Below are 17527 nucleotides of genomic sequence, written 5' to 3'. Positions count from 1 at the left end.
CTTTTGAGTCACGGCGGATAACATCATGGGCAGTCTTTCGGTCAATCAAAATAAACTGCAGAAGCGCCTGCGTCGTTTAGCAGGCGAGGCGGTGACTGATTACAACATGATCGAAGAAGGCGATAAGGTGATGGTCTGCCTATCGGGGGGTAAAGACAGCTACAGCATGCTGGATATTTTGATGTATCTGCAAAAAGTAGCGCCGATCAAGTTTGAATTGGTGGCCGTCAATCTGGACCAGAAGCAACCGGGGTTTCCAGAAGAGGTGTTGCCCACTTATTTAAAGAATTTAGGGGTCGAATACCACATCATTGAGAAAGATACCTACTCGATTGTGAAGGAAAAAGTCCCAGAAGGTAAGACAAGCTGTTCCCTGTGCTCCAGACTGCGGCGTGGTACTTTGTATACCTTTGCTGACCAGATTGGGGCCACCAAGATGGCGTTAGGTCATCATCGGGATGATATTTTAGAAACCTTCTTTCTGAATCTATTCTACGGTGGCACCTTGAAGGCTATGCCTCCCAAGTTGCTGTCTGATGATGGGCGTAATGTGGTAATTCGGCCACTGGCGTATTGCAGTGAGTCAGATATTGAGGTTTACGCGAAGATCAAAGACTTCCCGATTATTCCCTGTAACTTCTGCGGTTCTCAAGAAAACTTACAGCGTCAAGTTATCAAAAGTATGCTGCATGACTGGGAGCGCACGGCTCCTGGCCGCACTGAGATCATGTTTCGAGCATTGCAAAACGTGCATCCTTCACAGCTAGCCGATCGCGCTTTATTTGATTTTGCAGGTTTGCGTATTAATGAGCAGGCTCCGGTACGTTGTGCGGACTTATCTGAGTTTTAGGTCTGTTTTTTATGCTTTATTGATCTAGCTCTAATGGATTTTATTCTGGCTTTTGTTTTGTGATGCAGTTCAGTGTTTATACTTTAGTCGTTCTTAAAAACTGATATATATCAAAAAAAGAGACACTTCCATTAAGTCAGATCTTGCAGGAATAAAACCCTAGGAGGCATAGTCGCGCCCCATGTTTTGAGGAGCTACAGGGTTGTGTCTATGCCACATCGTATTGCACTCTTGCTGTTATGTGCCTTAACCAGCGTGTTAGCGGGTTGCGCAAGCCCTGTTGCCTATGAAAACTCCCCCGTGGCCGTAACAAACCAAGCTGATGCCCATGAGCAAAGAGCTTGGGATAACCACTTCCGTTTTAGCTCCCAGACCAATGCCAAAGCACCTCAAAGGGCTCAGGCTCCTGCTCAGCAAGGCTTAATGCAGCGGGCACATGCTGTTGTCGAGCAACTCTATGAGTTTCCTAAGCTGATGGTCGGTACGATTTTAGACCGTGGTTTTGATCTAGTCGGAACGCCCTATAAATTCGGTGGCGATTCAGCAACAACAGGCTTTGATTGCAGTGGTTTTGTGGGATTCTTATTCCGTGAAGAGGCTGGTATTGATCTACCACGTTCAACCCGCGAACTGATTGAGTTGGATGTTCCTAATGTAGCGCGTCGTGATTTGCAACCGGGCGATGTGTTGTTCTTCAACAATCAGGGGCGGGGCCGGGTATCTCACACAGGGATCTATATTGGTAACGATCAATTTATCCACTCCTCCAGCCGTAAGAGCGGTGGGGTTCGGGTAGACAGCTTGGAAGATCGCTACTGGAACAGTAGCTACATGCAGGCTAAACGAGTCTTAGCAGCCGCCGTACCTGATGCTTGATAATGCCTAAGGTGTTTTTTGACATAGCCCCATGAAAAATGTCTAAAAAGTAAAACAATTTACATCTACTCTTGATAAAGGTCACAAAGAGTAGGCTATACATCCATTTATCCTAAGGCCGCTTTGGATCAGAATTATAACCCCTTGGCTTTATAATATCTTGGAATAGCACGGCATGCTGACCCCATCCCATCTGCGTACTCTGTTGATTAGCTCTGTTCTCATTGTGGGTATGCTGCTGTCTGGGTGTTCCAACCATACGCCGGACTCTGTGGATTCCCCTATTGGGCAAAGGTCGCAGGTGCAACAGAGCCAAGTCTTTTCCCCCTTAGCGCACGATATTCTGTTTCGAGCCTTGGGTCTGGTAGGAGTACCTTACCGTTGGGGTGGAAATACGCCAGACAGCGGTTTTGATTGCAGTGGTCTGATTGCTTATGTCTATCGAGAGACTACGGGTATTCGTCTACCGCGCACCACGACTGAAATGAGCCAAATGCATGGCCCTAATGTGGCACGAGGTTCACTGTTAGCGGGAGATCTGGTGTTTTTTGCCACCAATGGCCCGGGGCGAGTCAGCCATGCGGGTATCTATGTGGGAGAAGGGCGTTTTATCCATGCCCCCTCAGCAGGAGGCACAGTGCGTATGGATCAACTGTCGAGCACTTACTGGCAGAAAAATTATTTGGGTGCCAAGCGCATCCTGAGTAACCAGCATTTGGCTGTGAATCCCTGATTAGATCAAGGGTTGGTTGATCCCCAATCAAGATCTAAGCAGGTGCCCAGTACAAATTGATCCTGTTGAAAATCCCAGCGCTCTACCTGAACCCTTTTTCCTTCTTGGCTGCTATGAATATGTAACCGATTGAAGGAGTTTGGGATTGAGTGACGTATGCGCGAAGATGTTGCCGTTCCCGCCTGTACCGTCCAAATCTCTCGGGCTAGTTCTGGGTACTGTTGGCGTAAAGGTCGTATGTAGGGCAGGTGAATATGCCCACCCATCACAATGTCTAGTCCCGCATTAGCCCAAGCCTGTAGTGCGGTCTGGGCACCTCGCTGTAGATTTTTCAGATCGCTGCTGACCATGGCTCCAAAGGGTTGGTGAGCAACTACAATCCGTACTTTATCCACTGCACTTTGGTACAGACACTCACAGACACGGTGCGTCTGTTCTGGAGTGATGAGCCCGTTTTTATGCCGCCGTGGATGAGTGGTGTTAAGACCAATCACCACCACTTGATCATTTTCAAAGTAGGGTTCTAATTCATCCCCTAAGTAATGGCGGTAATTGGCGTAGGGTTTGTAAAAGCGTTGAAAGAGGTTGAACAAAGGAATGTCGTGGTTTCCGGGCACACTCAGGTGCGTCAGAACCCCTATTTGATTCAGTCGCTGGATAAAGGCTTGAGCAGAAGCAAATTGCGCTCGGCGTGCTCTTTGAGTGATATCACCGCTGAGGATAAGCAGATCGACCCCTTGGTTTTGCACATGCTGTTCTAAAGCAGCCACGACCGCAGGAGTTTCTGTACCAAAATGGGTATCGGATAAATGTAAAATCTTGGTCATGCGCGCTTCGTTTTAAAAGGGCTTTAGCAGCCAGTAGCAATAGGGTTATTAGGTTGGGTAATCCATTCACTCCAAGATCCGGGATAGAGCTTAATGAGGGGGTATCCCGCCAAGCAAAGCGCAAAAAGGTTATGGCAGGCCGTCACACCAGAGCCGCAGTAGGCCACCACGTGTTCTGTATTTTTGCCCTCAATAAAGGGAGCGAAGCGTTGTTTAAGTTGTTCGGGAGGCAAAAAACACCCGTCTGCACCTAAGTTTTCATTAAAGGGCACACAGTGAGCACCGGGAATATGGCCTGCCACGGGATCAATAGGTTCCACTTCACCACGAAATCGAGGTAAAGCACGCGCATCAAGTAAGATGAGTTGATCATGCTGAGCGCGTATCGCATTCATATCCAAGGTAAGCGCTGGATTCGCCTGAGCTTGGAAATCACCGGAGCAGCTTGTAGGGATTTGACTGCTTAGGGGCAATTGAGCTGCCTTCCAAGCTTGCAGCCCGCCATCTAATAGATAAACTCCCTGCGATTTACCCAGCCAGAGTAAAAGCCACCACGCATGTGCTGCAAAGGCTCCGGGGCCATCGTCATACAGCACAACCTCAGAGTCTTGATTGAGGCCACAGGCCCGCAGTTTGGCTTGCAGTTGCTGAGGGTCAGGCAGTGGATGACGACCCGTGATCCCTGGGCGAATAGGCCCGGATAAGTCCTGTTCCAAATCTAAAAAGACGGCGCCTGGAATGTGGTTCACTTGATAGCTGTCTTGGCCATACAGGGGTTGATCCAAGGCAAAACGACAATCAATGATCACAAGATTGGGCTGTTGTTGACGGGCCAGCAAGGCTTTGGGACTGATCAGGCGGGCGAGGGACATCCTTTTAGCTCCAATAATCTGCGCGGTGGAACATTAGCATGTGGCTTAGGCAATCCATATATACTGTGTTCTTCTTTTACGCAGGCGATGGCTAGAGGAACTGCTTTCGTGACTATGGATATTCATTGGATTTGTGATGACGCTGCCTTGCAACAGGTGTGCAGCAACTGGCAGCAGCGCCCCTTTATCGCTATGGATACCGAGTTCATGCGGGTGGATACCTTTTACCCAGAGGTCGGCTTAATTCAAGTCAGTGATGGGCAAAAAGTCTGGTTGATTGATCCTCTGCGGATCACTAATTGGCAGGCTCTAGGCGATTTATTGACCACCCCTTCGGTTGTGAAGGTGCTGCATGCCTGTAGTGAAGATTTAGAAGTCTTTCTTCGGTTAACCGGGCAATTGCCTCAGCCGTTATTCGACACACAGTTGGCCGCAGCCTATCTGAATCTTGGCTTTTCTATGGGCTATTCGCGGTTGGTGGGGCAGATCTTAGCCGTTGAGCTCCCTAAGGGAGAGACTCGTTCAGACTGGTTGCATCGCCCCTTGACGGACACCCAGATCCGCTATGCCGCCGAAGATGTGCAGCATCTGGCGGAGATTTATCAAGTATTGGATGTGCGCCTATCCTCTGAAAAGCGGGCCTGGCTGCTGGAGGATGGCCAAGAAATCACCGAACAGTTGGGGCGTGAGCTTGATTTAGATAGCCTCTACCTAGAGGTAAAGCAAGCGTGGCGGCTAAGGCCACAGCAATTGGCAGTATTGCGCTCATTGGCTGCATGGCGTGAGCAACAGGCTATTAGCCGCAACCAGCCGCGTAATCGCATTGTACGAGAAAACACCCTATGGTCATTGGCATGCCACCAACCTAAGGATATAGAAGCTCTGGCACGTTTGGAGGATATGCATCCTAAAACGGTTCGTCAGGATGGAGCCCAGTTGCTGGAGTTGATCCGCCAAGCGCAGCGATTACCGGCAGAGGCTTGGCCGCAGCGACTGCCTGAGCCTTTACCCATTGAATCCTCGGGGCCGCTTAAGCATCTGCGGGCTATAGCACAACAAGAGGCCGTGCGCTTAGACATTGCTCCTGAATTGGTAGTACGGCGTAAGACCTTAGAGGCGCTACTCAAAACCGGGTATCCTAAAGGCCCTTATCGACTCCCTGACAGCCTGCGCGGTTGGCGACGTGCCCAAATAGGGCCTGTTTTGCTGGCTGCTTTGGAAAATCCTCTATGAAGCGCCTGTGCTCTATCTATAAAAGCCCGCGTAAAAGCGGGATGTATCTTTACGTAAACAAGCAAGAAGCCTTGACGCGTGTCCCCGAAGCTTTATTGGCTGTGTTCGGTACGCCTCGACATGCGTTTGATCTGGTACTGACTCCAGAACGTACTTTGGCGCAGGAAGACATTCACAAAGTGTTGGCAAATCTGGAGCAGCAAGGCTTTCATCTACAAATGCCGCCTCCTGAAGAAGAGTACATCGAACATCTGCCCGAAGAACTGTTACGCATGAACGATCCTCTGTAAAGACTTGCAGGAACAAGGCTCATGGCTGCCAAAGTTGAACCCTTTTGGAAGCGTAAATCCTTAGATCAGTTGGAGACAGAGGAATGGGAGGCTCTCTGCGATGGCTGCGGGTTATGCTGTTTGCAAAAGTTAGAAGATGAAGAGGACGGTGCTATTTACTACACGCGCGTGGCTTGCCACCTGTTAGATCTTAGTACCTGCCGTTGTACGGATTATCCCAATCGTCGGCAGTTTGTGCCAGATTGTGTGCAGCTCACAGCGGCTGATGCCGAGCGTTTTACTTGGCTTCCGCCTACCTGCGCCTACCGATTGCGCTCAGAAGGTAAGGATTTACCCCTTTGGCACCCTCTAGTCTGTGGCGACCCACAAGCGGTACACAAGGAGCGTATTTCGCAAGCGGGGCGTATGCTGAGTGAGCGTGAGGTGGCTGAAGAAGATTGGGAATCTTATTTGATTTTTAGAGCGGGTTAATTCAAAGCCTGTACCTTGTGCCTAAGGCCGATATAATGCGACGCTTTGCCGGTCAATTGGACGGCTCACGGCTGCCTTGTGTTGCCGAGTCCACCGGTAGTCGCTCCGCCGCTGCTCTCTGGAAGAACCTATGAAAAGCGCAGAAATCCGTGAAGCCTTCCTTCGCTTCTTCGAAGAAAAGGGACATACCCGTGTGGCCTCCAGTTCGCTGATCCCGGCGAACGACCCCACATTGCTGTTCACCAATGCCGGTATGAACCAGTTTAAAGACTGCTTCCTCGGCTTGGAAAAGCGCGCCTACACCCGCGCTACCACCAGCCAGAAGTGCGTCCGCGCGGGCGGTAAGCACAACGATTTGGAGAACGTCGGTTATACCGCGCGTCACCATACCTTTTTTGAAATGCTGGGTAACTTCAGCTTTGGTGACTACTTCAAGCGCGATGCCATCACCTATGCGTGGGAGTTTCTGACCTCTGACAAGTGGCTAGCCCTGCCCAAAGACAAGCTGTGGGTCACGGTGTACGCCAGCGATGACGAAGCCTACGACATCTGGACTAAAGAAGTGGGTGTCCCAGCTGAGCGTATGGTGCGCATCGGTGATAACAAGGGCGCTCCCTACGCTTCGGATAACTTCTGGGCGATGGGTGATACGGGGCCGTGTGGCCCTTGCACCGAAATCTTCTTTGACCACGGCGAAGGCATTTGGGGCGGCCCACCCGGCTCACCCGAAGAAGACGGCGACCGTTACATCGAAATCTGGAACAACGTGTTCATGCAGTTCAACCGGACTGCGGATGGCGTATTGCATCCTCTGCCGGCACCCAGTGTGGATACGGGCATGGGCTTGGAGCGCATCAGTGCGGTGTTGCAGCACGTGCACTCCAACTACGAAATCGATCTGTTCCAAAATCTGCTCAGTGCCTCTGCTCAAGCCATTGGTTGTGCCAATGATGGCGCGCCCTCGCTGAAGGTTGTGGCCGACCACATTCGCTCCTGCGGCTTCTTGATTGCAGACGGCGTACTGCCCTCGAATGAAGGCCGTGGCTATGTGCTGCGCCGCATTATTCGTCGTGCCTGCCGCCACGGTAATAAGCTGGGCGCGAGCGGCAGCTTCTTCCACAAGATTGTGGCGGCGCTGGTGCAGGAAATGGGCGCAGCTTACCCAGAGCTTTCCGCCCAGCAAGCGCATATTGAGCGCGTGCTGAAAACCGAAGAAGAGCAATTTGCCAAAACCTTGGAGCAAGGCCTGCGCGTTCTGGAGCAGGATTTGGCCGGCCTACAAGGTAAGGTTATTCCGGGCGAAGTTATCTTTAAGCTCTACGACACCTACGGTTTCCCCGTGGACTTGACCGGCGACATCGCCCGTGAGCGCGAGCTGACGCTGGACGAAGAAGGCTTTGAGCGCGAAATGCAGGCACAGCGCGAGCGCGCCCGTTCGGCCAGTGCCTTTGGTATGGATTACAACGCACTGGTGCGGGTAGAGGGTCAAACCCAATTTACCGGTTATAGCCATACTCAGGGTCAGGGCAGAGTCTTGGCGCTGTTCAAAGCCGGTCAAGCCGCAGAGCAGCTGGTGGCCGGTGATGAAGCGGTTGTGGTGCTGGATCAAACGCCATTCTACGCAGAGTCCGGTGGTCAGGCGGGCGATTGCGGTTATCTGCTGGCAAATGGCGTGCGCTTTGAAGTGCGCGATACCACCAAAACGGCCGGCGGTGCCTTCTTGCACCACGGTGTTTTGGTCAGCGGCTCCGTGGCTGTGGGCGCTACCCTTGAGGCTCAGGTGGATGCTGAAGTGCGTCAAGCCTCGGCGCTGAACCACTCAGCCACCCATTTGCTGCACGCCGCATTGCGCCAAGTGCTGGGCGATCACGTACAGCAAAAAGGCTCGCTGGTGCACAGCCAAGCCCTGCGTTTTGACTTCAGCCACTTTGAGGCCGTAAAGCCTGAGCAGCTGAAAACCCTCGAAGCCTTGGTGAATGCCGAGATTCGTAAAAACACCCTCGTTGAAACCGAAGAAACCGACATCGAAACCGCCAAAGCCAAGGGCGCGATGGCGCTGTTTGGTGAAAAGTACGGCGATCAGGTTCGCGTATTGAGCATGGGCCAAGGCTTCTCCGTAGAGCTATGTGGCGGTATTCATGCTCAGCGTACGGGTGATATTGGTCTGTTCAAAATCACCAGTGAGGGCGGCGTTGCGGCTGGGGTGCGCCGTATTGAGGCAGTCACCGGTGCGGGCGCACTGGAATACTTCACTCAGGCGGAGACTCAGCTCAAAGAGGCGGCCGGTTTGGTCAAAGGCAGCCGCGATAATTTGCTGGATAAACTGAGTGGCCTGTTAGACCGTAACCGTCAGCTGGAAAAAGAGCTGGAACAGCTAAAAGCCAAAGCTGCCAGTGCTGCTGGTAGCGAGCTGGCCAATGAGGCTGTCGAAGTCAAAGGCATTAAAGTCTTGGCCACCCGTCTTGAAGGCCAAGACGGCAAAGCCCTGCTGGCTCTGGTCGATCAGCTGAAAAATAAACTCGGCAGTGCCCTGATTCTCTTAGGCAGTGTCGTGGACGACAAGGTTGTATTGGTCGCCGGCGTAACTCCTGATCTGACCGCTAAACTCAAAGCAGGCGAGCTGATGAAGCAAGCAGCCGCGGTGGTGGGTGGTAAAGGGGGCGGTCGTCCTGACATGGCCCAAGGCGGCGGTACAGATACTTCACGCTTGGATGAAGCTTTGGCATTAGCCACTCAATTTGTTGAGCAGGGTGCCTGAGCACCCATCGGCAGGCTTAGGTCTGCCGGCAGCTCCCTGTTTTTCTGAATGCAGTACCCATAATTGCCCCATGAGGGCTTAGGTGGTTATGACATGGCGTTGATCGTACAAAAATTCGGAGGCACTTCGGTTGGCAGCGTTGAGCGGATCGAACAGGTAGCCGAGAAGGTAAAGAAGTTTCGTGACCGAGGCGACGACATCGTAGTCGTGGTTTCCGCCATGAGCGGTGAGACCAATCGCTTGATTGGATTGGCCAAAGCCATTAATCCGCAGCCCGATCCACGTGAGCTGGATGTGATGGTATCCACAGGCGAGCAGGTCACTATTGCCTTGTTAGCCATGGCCCTGATTAAGCGCGGCGTGCCAGCGGTATCCTACACTGGGAACCAAGTACGGATTCTTACCGACAGCGCCTTCACTAAGGCCCGTATCTTGCAGATCGACTCCCAGAACATCATGGGTGATCTGAAGGCCGGTCGTGTGGTGGTGGTCGCAGGCTTCCAAGGCGTGGATGAGCAAGGCAACATCACCACCCTCGGCCGTGGCGGCTCCGATACCACCGGTGTGGCTCTAGCCGCCGCCCTTAAGGCCGACGAGTGCCAGATTTATACCGATGTGGACGGCGTTTACACCACCGACCCGCGCGTTGTTGCCAAGGCCCGTCGCCTGGAAAAAATCACCTTTGAAGAGATGCTGGAAATGGCCAGCCTCGGCTCCAAAGTTCTGCAAATTCGCTCGGTGGAGTTTGCGGGTAAATACAATGTTCCGCTGCGCGTGCTGCACAGCTTTCAAGAGGGGCCGGGTACCCTCATTACCCTTGATGAAGAGGAATCCATGGAGCAGCCAATCATCTCCGGCATCGCCTTTAACCGCGACGAAGCCAAGCTGACCATTCGCGGCGTACCGGATAATCCTGGCGTCGCCTTCAAAATCCTAGGCCCCATTGGGGCGGCTAACGTTGAGGTAGATATGATCGTGCAAAATGTAGCGCACGATAACACCACCGACTTTACCTTCACGGTCAACCGCAACGACTACGAGAAGGCCTTATCTGTATTAAAAGAAACGGCTCAAACACTGAGTGCGCGAGAAGTCTCTGGAGATACTAATATTGCTAAGGTATCCATCGTGGGTGTGGGTATGCGCTCCCACGCTGGAGTGGCCAGTTGTATGTTTGAAGCTCTGGCTAAGGAAAGCATTAACATCCAAATGATTTCTACTTCCGAGATTAAGGTATCGGTGGTGATTGAGGAGAAATACCTCGAATTGGCGGTACGAGCACTACATACTGCTTTTGAGCTGGATGCAGTAACTGCGTGATGACTTGGACAGCTTAGGTTTTACCCCCTGAGTTGTCCTCAAAGAGAGATACAGAGCGATTAATTTCCCTGTATGCTGAAATAAACTCAGGCGGCTGTCTGTATTTCACAAGATGACGGGATCATCTTTGAGTGTGCAGCTGTTTTCTGGCTGAATCCGTTGAGGAGAAAGGAATGCTGATTTTAACACGTCGGGTAGGGGAAACCCTGATGGTGGGAGATGATGTCACCGTCACTGTACTGGGTGTGAAAGGCAACCAAGTGCGTATTGGTGTGAATGCCCCTAAAGAAGTGGCTGTACACCGTGAAGAAATTTACCAGCGCATCCAAAAAGAAAAGGATCAGGAATCAAACCACTGATTTGATCTATTTTTTGTTTGCAATTGGCGTAAAGAAAGGTATTATGCGCCCCGTGTTTCGGAGAGGTGGCCGAGAGGCCGAAGGCGCTCCCCTGCTAAGGGAGTACACCTCAAAAGGGTGTCGGGGGTTCGAATCCCCCCCTCTCCGCCATGCACGGTTACGCACTCATAGCTCAGCTGGATAGAGTACTCGGCTACGAACCGAGCGGTCGGAGGTTCGAATCCTCCTGAGTGCACCATATAAGATGTTGTACCTTAAGATGTGCCCAAAGTTTTGCACTCATAGCTCAGCTGGATAGAGTACTCGGCTACGAACCGAGCGGTCGGAGGTTCGAATCCTCCTGAGTGCACCATATCTAATAAAAAGCCTACCTAAACGTAGGCTTTTTATTTTTTTGTTGCCAAAACAGAAGTCGATGTGTGTTGGTAGCAGCAAAGATCCTTCGCTAAAGATTAACACCAGAAAACTGTAGCCAAATCTAAGGCTATTTGAATTATTTGCTGCATCTGGTGTTTGTCACGGAACTAGCGTACTGATAAATGGGACAAAATCTGAGTAAGCCCTAAGTTGGCCTGATGGTGCTTAAGGCTTTAAGAGCAAAATTGCTGGAGGTCATCCTAAGCTGGCAAAAGATTCAGATGTGTAAGCTCAATAAATTGCTGATGCTGATCCGACTCTTTGTCAGATATCCGGAATAAATCATGGAATTACCCAGTAGCCATTCAAACTTACTGATCCATCTTTGACTGATCCCCGGCACCCATCCTCGACCGGGGATGGAGTGCGCCATGACTGAAGCTGAAGTAGAAGCAAAGAAAGCGCAAGAGTCCCTACAGGATCGCTTGGGACAAGTCGTTGAGTTATTACACCGCCATAAGCTGGTTGAGGGGCTGACTCAACGCCAAGAGGGACATCATCAAGACCGCGTCGAGCAGTTGGTGCACCGCCAACATCTGGTTGAGCTTCAAGCCAAGTTGGATGAGCTGCACCCCGCTGACGTAGCCCATCTCTTAGAAGCTTTACCCCTTGAAGACCGTTTGATGGTCTGGCAATTGGTTAAGGCCGAGCGGGATGGTGACATCCTGCTTGAAGTATCAGATGCTGTGCGTGAAACCCTGATTGCCGATATGGACGATCAGGAGTTGCTGGCGGCTGCACGGGAAATGGATGCCGATGCACTGGCGGATCTAGCCGCCGAATTGCCGCGTGACATGGTGCATGAGCTCATGGAGGGCTTGGATGCTCAGCAGCGTGAGCGGCTTCGTTCGGCACTCTCCTATGAGGAAGACCAAGTAGGGGCTTTGATGGACTTTGCGATGGTGACCATTCGCGAAGACGTTAGCCTTGAAGTAGTACTGCGCTATTTAAGACGCTTGAAAGAGCTGCCGGGGCATACCGACAAGCTGTTTGTGGTGGATTACGACGGCGTGCTGAAAGGGGTACTCCCCATTAAGCGACTTTTGGTCAGCGATCCAGATAAAACTGTTGCTCAAATTATGGCAATAGATCCGGTGTTATTTCACCCGGACGAAGATGCCTATGAGGCTGCCCAAGCTTTTGAACGCTATAACTTAGTCTCTGCTCCGGTGGTTGATAAAAACGGCAAATTAATTGGCCGTCTGACCATTGATGAGATCGTTGACCTGATCCGCGAGGAAAGCGAGAGCGAAGTCCTCAATATGGCGGGTTTGCGCGAAGAGGAGGACATCTTCGCATCGGTGTGGAAGTCGGTGCGTAACCGTTGGTTTTGGTTGGCAGTAAACCTCATGACGGCCTTTGTTGCTTCTCGGGTGATTGGGTTGTTTGATGACACCATCAGCGAGTTAGTGGCTTTGGCCGCTTTGATGCCGATTGTAGCGGGCATTGGTGGAAATTCGGGTAACCAAACCATCACTATGATTGTTCGGGCTATGGCGCTGGATCAGCTAACCACGGGCAAAGGTAATACGCTACGCCTGCTGCGCAAGGAGCTCTCTGTAGCCTTGATTAATGGATTGGTCTGGGGCGGTGTCATTGGTGTGGTCGCCGCTGTTTTATACGACAGCCTTGGCTTAGGCTTGGTGATGGTGTCGGCTATGACCCTAAATTTATTGTTGGCGGCATTAATGGGCGTTTTGATCCCCATGACATTAGCTCGTTTAGGGCGCGATCCTGCAATGGGCGCAAGTGTCATGATCACTGCAGTAACTGACAGTGGTGGCTTTTTTATCTTCCTCGGTTTAGCCAGCCTCTGCTTGATGTAAAGTAGGTTGGCACAGAGGCTTGTAGCGCTGGAAATAGATAAGGAGGTGCGCCCTCGTTTAGGGCGCATCATCATCGTGCTTTAGGTTGATAGTCGAGAATCTGTGACTCATGGCGAACCTTAGGAGCCAATGGGCCTTGGTCTTGGGCGATCAGCGCCACTAAAGCATTTTGTTGGCGTTCAGATAACTGCCGAAAACGCTGCAACAACTCAAGCTCGTGGGCGGTTAAGCCAGTTTGATCATCAACGATTGATCTTAGGTGTTCCACGGGGGAAACCTCGTGAAAAAGGCTGTGTTCCAGCCGAGCGATGATCTCAGAGTTCATGCTGCGGTGGTGCTGACGGGCCACTTCGGCAATGCGAGAGCGCATACCATCAGGCAGGCGGACGACAAATTTATCAGCAGTTCGACTGGATAATGTGGCTTGTTTCATAGGATACAGGTCCCAATGTGGTTTAGGTGTGCAGTGTTGTGGTTTGTTGGGTGATCTCATCATCAATCAGCGGTATGACGGAAGCATTGCCCAAGGCCTCACAATATCTGTATGTATACTTCTGATTATGCTTATCTTTAGTGAATATGTGAAAGCCTTTTGCGAAATACCCAATGCTATTGGTGCTTTTAAGCAAGAAGCTATATAAAAAAGCAATACTTTGAGCTTGATCTGCAGAAGTAGTTCAATCCTCTAGGGGCAAGCTATCCTTCATTGATTTGTGCCAGTGGATGAGCATGAGTTCCTATCGGCTGAAAGTGTGCCTGAACAACTGTCAGCGGAATATCATTAATATCCGCCCAATGCCAACGTGGCTTTTGATCTTTATCAATGAGTTTTGCTCGTACACCCTCAGAAAATTCGGGATGTCGACAGCAATTTATGCTTATGGTGTATTCCATTTGAAAGGCTTCAGCAAGTGATAAGTGACGGGCGCGCTGCATTTGCTCCCACACAAGCTGGGCTGTCATGGGGCAGCCTTGGATAAGCTGTTGGGCTGCTTGGGCTAAGAACGGGTCTGCATCCTCGGATAACCTTCGAAAAGCTTCCCAAGCTAAGGGTAATTCGGTGGTATCCAATAATTGTTCAATGCGTGCACGGCGGGGGGCTATCCAGGCCTCAGGGTGTTGCGCTTGGGCTAAGACGGCTAGGCTTTGCAACAAAGCGTTTAATTGCAGCTCTGGTTGCTGAGCCCAATTAATGTGTCGTAGCCCTTGGAGCAGCGCTTCGTATTGATCCTCTGGTAATAAACGATCGGCTAATCCCCAATCCAAAGCATCCTGTGCGTTAATTTGCACGCCGGTTAAGCCTAAAAATAAGCCCAATTTGCCCGGAAGCCTTGGTAGAAACCAACTGGCTCCTGCATCGGGATACAAGCCAATGTTAATTTCTGGCATGGCTAATCGGCTGCTTGGAGTCACAATGCGGATTGAAGCACCTTGCAGTAATCCCATACCACCGCCCATCACATAGCCGTGTCCCCAAGCGATTACTGGTTTTGGGAAGCAATGTAGTAGGTAATCCAAACGGTATTCGGTCTCAAAGAATTGAGCGGCTAATTGCGGCACATGGCCGGGTTGCTCAAGGCAGGCTTTGGCCAGCCGACGAACATCCGCACCAGCACAAAAGGCTTTTTGCCCTTCAGCACGCAATACAACACAGACCACCGAGGGATCTTGCGCCCAGTTTTGCAGGTGATGCAACATGGCCTCAACGCTGGCTAGGGTGAGGGCATTGAGGGTCTTTTCACTGTTAAGGGTAACAATGCCGATTGAGGAGCCTTGGTGGGTGGGTTGTTGTTCAAAGAGTACATCCATATAAGCCTCGGTAAGCCCTTTATAAGTTGTTGTAAACATAAGAACGAGACAATGAGTTCGCTGTACTACCGCATCAAGAGGATAAATCCTTACAATGCAGCATAGAGGTTTTCTATGGGAAAGGCGGTAGGTATTTGCCTTTTTTGTAGGCAAGTTCTTAAAACATCAAACTGAAACAGGATTTAGGCTCCCCCATGAGTGCTGTTGATCGCATCAAGTTGGAACCTCATTGGAAGGCTGCTTTGCTGGATGAGTTTCAGCAACCTTATATGCAGGCTTTAGGGGATTTTTTACGGCATGAAAAGGCAGCCGGTAAGGTGATTTATCCGCCCGGTGCGCTGATATTTAACGCTTTGAATTCCACGCCTTTGGATCAGGTTAAGGTCGTGATTTTAGGGCAAGACCCCTATCATGGGCCGGGGCAAGCGCATGGCTTGTGTTTTTCAGTCCCGCAAGGGGTTGCGATTCCTCCTTCGCTGCTGAATATCTACAAAGAATTGCATCGAGATTTGCAGATTGATCCGCCTAAGCATGGATGTTTACAGCACTGGGCCGATCAGGGTGTTTTATTGTTGAACACTTCCTTAAGTGTGGAGCAGGGCAAAGCGGGCTCCCACGCGCAAGCAGGCTGGCAGCGCTTTACCGACCGCATTATTGAGTTGGTATCCCGTCAGTGTCCGCATGTGGTGTTTATGCTGTGGGGGAGTCACGCACAAAGTAAAATGCCCCTGATTGATGGCTCGAAGCACTTGGTACTAAAGTCGGCTCATCCTTCGCCTTTGTCGGCCCATCGTGGCTTTATGGGAAATGGGCATTTCAGTCAGGCGAATCAGTTTTTGCAGCAACAAGGATTAACGCCCATTGATTGGCGACTCCCCGACTAATTCTCTGTCTTCGGTTTGAGTTGGCTGTGTCCTCGGCTGAGGTCTTTGATAAAGCTCTGTAAATCAGACAAGCGTGATTGAGGGACGGCTAATTGAAGTTCGGCTCCTTCAGCGTCGAAGCATTCAGCTTCTAATAGTGCTTCAAAGTCGGTCAAACGCGCTTTTAGACGGGCTAAATCGCTAAAGCGGCAGTGGCATTGAGCACGAGTTAAACTCAGCAGCTCAATGGCTTCACCGGCTTGTAGGCATTTGGCTGTGCATCCGCCATAGGCTCGGGCTAAGCCTCCTGTACCCAACTTAATGCCGCCGAAAAAGCGGGTCACGACAACGACTACCTGATCGAAGTCTTGGCCTTCAATGGCGGTGAGCATCGGTCGCCCTGCGGTGCCTCCCGGCTCCCCATCATCGCTAAAACGGTATTGCTGGCCGATTTTCCACGCCCAACAGTTGTGGGTGGCCGAGGGGTCACTCAGGTGTTGAATGAACTGCTGTGCTTCAGCAGCAGATTGAATGGGAGCGGCGTGGGTCAGAAAGCGGCTCTTTTGAATGAGCTCTATATGTTGGCAGGGGTTGTGTAGCGTGTAAGGCATGCTCAAGCGCAGTTAAAAACCAATGAAGCCTGAGCCTATGCCTTTTACACGGGGAACACCAGTAGTGGAGCATCCCAATCTGGAGTTTTGATTTACTGGGCCGCTTTTTTGAGGGCTTTGTAGCGAGCTTCCATTTCACGACGAATTTTGCGGCGTTCCTCGGCGTGGTGGAAGCGGCGTTTTTGTTCGTCGGTTTTGAGTTCTAGGGGCGGAACCTGAACCGGGGTGCCATCGCGGCCCATAGCGACCATGGTGAAGAAGGAGCTATTGGTGTGACGTTGTTCTTGAGTACGGATGTTTTCAGTGACGACCTTAATGCCGATTTCCATTGAGGTATTACCGGTGTAGTTGACGCAGGCCATAAAGGTGACCAGCTCACCCACATGGATGGGTTGGCGGAACACCACCTGATCCACAGACAGAGTTACAACATAGCTTCCAGCGTAGCGGCTGGCGCAGGCATAGGCGACTTCGTCAAGGTACTTGAGTAGGGTTCCACCATGGACATTACCGGAAAAGTTGGCCTTATCCGGAGTCATCAGTACGGTCATGGTGAGCGTGGACTTGTCTGTGGATACCATGAAATTTCGGGCTCTCTGTCTCGGTTTTAAGTTAGCCTATTCGACCTTAGGCTAGGTGCGACATCATGATGCACTTAAGCGTTTTTTTTTTCAAGTCCGGCGTATAATGAAAGATTTGCCTTATAAATTCAGACTTGAGTTGGTCGAAGATAGTTTCCGGTAAATTAGTTACTAAGGAAACTATCTATATTTTAGAGCAGTAACTATGCCAATAGGCAAGCCTGTTCGAAGCTTAGGCGCAGTAAACGGGGGTGAAGTTTTTCAGTATCGCCATAACCTAGATTAATCAATAAGTTAGCTTTCCAAGCGTTTGCAGAGAAAAAAGCCTCATTAACCCCTGCGGCATCAAACCCAGACATAGGGCCGCAATCTAAGCCCAAAGATCGGGCAGCTAAGATGAGGTAGGCAGCTTGTAGGCTGCCATTACGAAAGGCCGTTTCAGCACAGAGTTCGGGCTGGTCTACAAACCAGCTACGTGCGTCTATGTGGGGGTAGAGTTCGGGTAAGTGCTCGTAGAAGTTTGGATCGTAGGCGGCGATTACCGTGACCGGCGCGCTCATGGTTTTTTCGACATTCCCTTTGGCTAAAAAGGGTTTGAGGCGCTCTTTACCTTCTGGGGTGCGGATAAACACAAAGCGGGCTGGGCAACCATTAGCTGCTGTGGGGCCCATTTTGGCTAGCGCGTACAAGCGTTCTAGCTGAGCGTCGGTAACGGGACGATTCTGCCAAGCAGTAAAGGTTCTGGCCTCGGTGAATAATTGGCCTAAAACATTGCTGTCGAGGGGAATACTCATATCAAAATCCTCAAAATGGTGCATCAGCAGGGTGGAA

Annotated in this window: 18 protein-coding genes and 3 tRNA genes; 14 read left to right on the top strand and 7 right to left on the bottom strand. The window is 51.1% G+C overall.

The window, feature by feature from the left end:
• Nucleotides 1-25: 25 nt before the first annotated feature.
• The 3 genes from ttcA to LX59_RS01185 all read left to right on the top strand — a co-directional run bounded on the left by ttcA (nucleotide 26) and on the right by LX59_RS01185 (nucleotide 2459).
• Entirely contained in the window at nucleotides 26-850 is an 825-nt protein-coding gene (gene ttcA / locus LX59_RS01195; RefSeq protein WP_144570008.1) for a tRNA 2-thiocytidine(32) synthetase TtcA, read from the top strand.
• Nucleotides 851-1060: 210 nt separating this feature from the next.
• On the top strand, nucleotides 1061-1726 hold the full coding sequence (locus LX59_RS01190) for a C40 family peptidase (protein ID WP_144570238.1): 666 nt from the start codon (nucleotides 1061-1063) through the stop codon (nucleotides 1724-1726).
• Between the two features lie 175 nt (nucleotides 1727-1901).
• On the top strand, nucleotides 1902-2459 hold the full coding sequence (locus LX59_RS01185) for a C40 family peptidase (protein ID WP_144570007.1): 558 nt from the start codon (nucleotides 1902-1904) through the stop codon (nucleotides 2457-2459).
• Nucleotides 2460-2464: 5 nt separating this feature from the next.
• Here the strand turns inward: LX59_RS01185 and LX59_RS01180 are convergent, their stop codons facing one another.
• Both LX59_RS01180 and LX59_RS01175 read right to left on the bottom strand, forming a co-directional pair.
• On the bottom strand, nucleotides 2465-3286 hold the full coding sequence (locus LX59_RS01180; protein ID WP_144570006.1) for a metallophosphoesterase family protein: 822 nt from the start codon (nucleotides 3284-3286) through the stop codon (nucleotides 2465-2467).
• A 23-nt stretch (nucleotides 3287-3309) separates the two neighbouring features.
• Nucleotides 3310-4158 (bottom strand): sulfurtransferase, encoded by an 849-nt coding sequence (locus LX59_RS01175; protein WP_144570005.1) that lies wholly within the window; start codon nucleotides 4156-4158, stop codon nucleotides 3310-3312.
• Nucleotides 4159-4266: 108 nt separating this feature from the next.
• On the opposite strand from LX59_RS01175, the gene rnd reads away from it, so the two are divergent.
• The 10 genes from rnd (at nucleotide 4267) to mgtE (ending at nucleotide 12832) form a co-directional block, all read left to right on the top strand.
• Complete coding sequence (gene rnd / locus LX59_RS01170) at nucleotides 4267-5391, top strand: ribonuclease D (protein WP_144570004.1); 1125 nt, start codon at nucleotides 4267-4269, stop codon at nucleotides 5389-5391.
• Complete coding sequence (locus LX59_RS01165) at nucleotides 5388-5681, top strand: YcgL domain-containing protein (RefSeq protein WP_144570003.1); 294 nt, start codon at nucleotides 5388-5390, stop codon at nucleotides 5679-5681. Before rnd ends, LX59_RS01165 begins: the two co-directional genes overlap by 4 nt.
• Before the next feature lie 21 nt (nucleotides 5682-5702).
• On the top strand, nucleotides 5703-6152 hold the full coding sequence (locus LX59_RS01160; protein WP_144570002.1) for a YcgN family cysteine cluster protein: 450 nt from the start codon (nucleotides 5703-5705) through the stop codon (nucleotides 6150-6152).
• Between the two features lie 130 nt (nucleotides 6153-6282).
• Nucleotides 6283-8910, top strand: coding sequence for an alanine--tRNA ligase (alaS, locus tag LX59_RS01155; RefSeq protein WP_144570001.1), 2628 nt, complete (start codon nucleotides 6283-6285; stop codon nucleotides 8908-8910).
• Nucleotides 8911-9003: 93 nt separating this feature from the next.
• A complete protein-coding gene (locus LX59_RS01150) occupies nucleotides 9004-10230 on the top strand; it encodes an aspartate kinase (protein WP_144570000.1) in 1227 nt (408 codons plus the stop codon).
• 173 nt (nucleotides 10231-10403) lie between these two features.
• The gene (csrA, locus tag LX59_RS01145; RefSeq protein WP_144569999.1) at nucleotides 10404-10589 is read left to right on the top strand and encodes a carbon storage regulator CsrA; all 186 of its coding nucleotides are present in this window, start codon (nucleotides 10404-10406) and stop codon (nucleotides 10587-10589) included.
• Nucleotides 10590-10648: 59 nt separating this feature from the next.
• A tRNA-Ser gene (locus tag LX59_RS01140) sits at nucleotides 10649-10739 on the top strand.
• A gap of 11 nt (nucleotides 10740-10750) precedes the next feature.
• Nucleotides 10751-10827: transfer RNA gene (locus LX59_RS01135), tRNA-Arg, on the top strand.
• Nucleotides 10828-10864: 37 nt separating this feature from the next.
• Nucleotides 10865-10941 (top strand) — tRNA-Arg (locus tag LX59_RS01130).
• 436 nt (nucleotides 10942-11377) lie between these two features.
• On the top strand, nucleotides 11378-12832 hold the full coding sequence (gene mgtE, locus LX59_RS01125; protein ID WP_144569998.1) for a magnesium transporter: 1455 nt from the start codon (nucleotides 11378-11380) through the stop codon (nucleotides 12830-12832).
• A 70-nt stretch (nucleotides 12833-12902) separates the two neighbouring features.
• Here the strand turns inward: mgtE and LX59_RS01120 are convergent, their stop codons facing one another.
• Entirely contained in the window at nucleotides 12903-13274 is a 372-nt protein-coding gene (locus tag LX59_RS01120) for an Arc family DNA-binding protein (RefSeq protein ID WP_144570237.1), read from the bottom strand.
• Nucleotides 13275-13528: 254 nt separating this feature from the next.
• The gene (locus tag LX59_RS01115) at nucleotides 13529-14641 is read right to left on the bottom strand and encodes an enoyl-CoA hydratase/isomerase family protein (protein WP_144569997.1); all 1113 of its coding nucleotides are present in this window, start codon (nucleotides 14639-14641) and stop codon (nucleotides 13529-13531) included.
• Between the two features lie 194 nt (nucleotides 14642-14835).
• Between LX59_RS01115 and ung the strand changes: the two genes are divergently transcribed.
• Nucleotides 14836-15525 (top strand): uracil-DNA glycosylase, encoded by a 690-nt coding sequence (gene ung / locus LX59_RS01110; protein ID WP_144569996.1) that lies wholly within the window; start codon nucleotides 14836-14838, stop codon nucleotides 15523-15525.
• On the opposite strand, the gene LX59_RS01105 is transcribed toward ung, so the two are convergent.
• From LX59_RS01105 to LX59_RS01095, 3 genes are all read right to left on the bottom strand, one after another.
• Nucleotides 15522-16115: an IMPACT family protein gene (locus LX59_RS01105; RefSeq protein ID WP_144569995.1), complete on the bottom strand. Its 594-nt coding sequence runs from the start codon at nucleotides 16113-16115 to the stop codon at nucleotides 15522-15524. The two genes, ung and LX59_RS01105, sit on opposite strands and share 4 nt — an antisense overlap.
• A 92-nt stretch (nucleotides 16116-16207) precedes the next feature.
• Nucleotides 16208-16696, bottom strand: a complete 489-nt coding sequence (locus LX59_RS01100) for an acyl-CoA thioesterase (protein WP_144569994.1) — start codon at nucleotides 16694-16696, stop codon at nucleotides 16208-16210.
• A 203-nt stretch (nucleotides 16697-16899) separates the two neighbouring features.
• On the bottom strand, nucleotides 16900-17490 hold the full coding sequence (locus LX59_RS01095) for a malonic semialdehyde reductase (protein ID WP_144569993.1): 591 nt from the start codon (nucleotides 17488-17490) through the stop codon (nucleotides 16900-16902).
• Between the last annotated feature and the right edge of the window lie 37 nt (nucleotides 17491-17527).

It is taken from the genome of Azomonas agilis (assembly GCF_007830255.1).
GTDB classification, from domain to species: Bacteria; Pseudomonadota; Gammaproteobacteria; order Pseudomonadales; family Pseudomonadaceae; genus Azomonas; species Azomonas agilis.
Note: the sequence above shows the minus strand (reverse complement) of the source record. Positions and strands in the feature narration are given on the sequence as shown.

What these genes read in the sequence shown, in the direction of transcription:
- LX59_RS01105 (WP_144569995.1), bottom strand. Translation starts at nt 16,115, where the DNA reads ATGCCTTACACGCTACACAACCCCTGCCAACATATAGAGCTCATTCAA.
- LX59_RS01150 (WP_144570000.1), top strand. Translation starts at nt 9,004, where the DNA reads ATGGCGTTGATCGTACAAAAATTCGGAGGCACTTCGGTTGGCAGCGTT.
- mgtE (WP_144569998.1), top strand. Translation starts at nt 11,378, where the DNA reads ATGACTGAAGCTGAAGTAGAAGCAAAGAAAGCGCAAGAGTCCCTACAG.
- LX59_RS01185 (WP_144570007.1), top strand. Translation starts at nt 1,902, where the DNA reads ATGCTGACCCCATCCCATCTGCGTACTCTGTTGATTAGCTCTGTTCTC.
- LX59_RS01190 (WP_144570238.1), top strand. Translation starts at nt 1,061, where the DNA reads ATGCCACATCGTATTGCACTCTTGCTGTTATGTGCCTTAACCAGCGTG.
- LX59_RS01095 (WP_144569993.1), bottom strand. Translation starts at nt 17,490, where the DNA reads ATGAGTATTCCCCTCGACAGCAATGTTTTAGGCCAATTATTCACCGAG.
- LX59_RS01115 (WP_144569997.1), bottom strand. Translation starts at nt 14,641, where the DNA reads ATGGATGTACTCTTTGAACAACAACCCACCCACCAAGGCTCCTCAATC.
- LX59_RS01100 (WP_144569994.1), bottom strand. Translation starts at nt 16,696, where the DNA reads ATGGTATCCACAGACAAGTCCACGCTCACCATGACCGTACTGATGACT.
- LX59_RS01180 (WP_144570006.1), bottom strand. Translation starts at nt 3,286, where the DNA reads ATGACCAAGATTTTACATTTATCCGATACCCATTTTGGTACAGAAACT.
- LX59_RS01165 (WP_144570003.1), top strand. Translation starts at nt 5,388, where the DNA reads ATGAAGCGCCTGTGCTCTATCTATAAAAGCCCGCGTAAAAGCGGGATG.
- LX59_RS01175 (WP_144570005.1), bottom strand. Translation starts at nt 4,158, where the DNA reads ATGTCCCTCGCCCGCCTGATCAGTCCCAAAGCCTTGCTGGCCCGTCAA.
- alaS (WP_144570001.1), top strand. Translation starts at nt 6,283, where the DNA reads ATGAAAAGCGCAGAAATCCGTGAAGCCTTCCTTCGCTTCTTCGAAGAA.
- csrA (WP_144569999.1), top strand. Translation starts at nt 10,404, where the DNA reads ATGCTGATTTTAACACGTCGGGTAGGGGAAACCCTGATGGTGGGAGAT.
- LX59_RS01160 (WP_144570002.1), top strand. Translation starts at nt 5,703, where the DNA reads ATGGCTGCCAAAGTTGAACCCTTTTGGAAGCGTAAATCCTTAGATCAG.
- ung (WP_144569996.1), top strand. Translation starts at nt 14,836, where the DNA reads ATGAGTGCTGTTGATCGCATCAAGTTGGAACCTCATTGGAAGGCTGCT.
- ttcA (WP_144570008.1), top strand. Translation starts at nt 26, where the DNA reads ATGGGCAGTCTTTCGGTCAATCAAAATAAACTGCAGAAGCGCCTGCGT.